Genomic DNA, 1,146 nt, shown 5'->3' with positions numbered 1-1,146 from the left:
AACTTGTCACACCAGATTATTACTTAATAGTCAAAACTTTCAACAACGGATCTCTTGGTTCTCGCATCGATGAAGAACGCAGCGAAATGCGATACGTAATATGAATTGCAGATATTCGTGAATCATCGAATCTTTGAACGCACATTGCGCCCTCTGGTATTCCGGAGGGCATGCCTGTTTGAGCGTCGTTTCTCCCTCAAACCGCTGGGTTTGGTGTTGAGCAATACGACTTGGGTTTGCTTGAAAGACGGTAGTGGTAAGGCGGGATCGCTTTGACAATGGCTTAGGTCTAACCAAAAACATTGCTTGCGGCGGTAACGTCCACCACGTATATCTTCAAACTTTGACCTCAAATCAGGTAGGACTACCCGCTGAACTTAAGCATATCAATAAGCGGAGGAAAAGAAACCAACAGGGATTGCCTCAGTAGCGGCGAGTGAAGCGGCAAAAGCTCAAATTTGAAATCTGGCGTCTTTGGCGTCCGAGTTGTAATTTGAAGAAGGTATCTTTGGGCCCGGCTCTTGTCTATGTTCCTTGGAACAGGACGTCACAGAGGGTGAGAATCCCGTGCGATGAGATGACCCGGGTCTGTGTAAAGTTCCTTCGACGAGTCGAGTTGTTTGGGAATGCAGCTCTAAGTGGGTGGTAAATTCCATCTAAAGCTAAATATTGGCGAGAGACCGATAGCGAACAAGTACAGTGATGGAAAGATGAAAAGAACTTTGAAAAGAGAGTGAAAAAGTACGTGAAATTGTTGAAAGGGAAGGGCTTGAGATCAGACTTGGTATTTTTGTATGTTGTTCTTTCGGGGGCGGCCTCTACAGTTTACCGGGCCAGCATCGGTTTGGAGCGGTAGGATAATTGCGAAGGAATGTGGCACGGCTTTTGTTGTGTGTTATAGCCTTTTCGTAGATACTGCCAGCCTAGACCGAGGACTGCGGCGTAAGCCTAGGATGTTGGCATAATGATCTTAAGTCGCCCGTCTTGAAACACGGACCAAGGAGTCTAACGTCTATGCAAGTGTTTGGGTGTAAAACCCGTACGCGTAATGAAAGTGAACGTAGGTGGGAGCTTTATTGTGCACCATCGACCGATCCTGATGTGTTCGGATGGATTTGAGTAAGAGCATAGCTGTTGGGACCCGAA

1 rRNA gene is annotated in these 1,146 nt (G+C 46.8%); it reads left to right on the top strand.

Going from position 1 to position 1,146, the window contains the following annotated elements:
* Positions 1–22: 22 nt before the first annotated feature.
* A 23S ribosomal RNA gene (locus KQ486_RS14785) occupies positions 23–1,146 on the top strand; the annotation flags it as partial.

Origin of the sequence: Allobacillus halotolerans (assembly GCF_018967645.1) — a bacterium.
Classification (GTDB): domain Bacteria; phylum Bacillota; class Bacilli; order Bacillales; family Alkalibacillaceae; genus Allobacillus; species Allobacillus halotolerans.
Note: the sequence above shows the minus strand (reverse complement) of the source record. Positions and strands in the feature narration are given on the sequence as shown.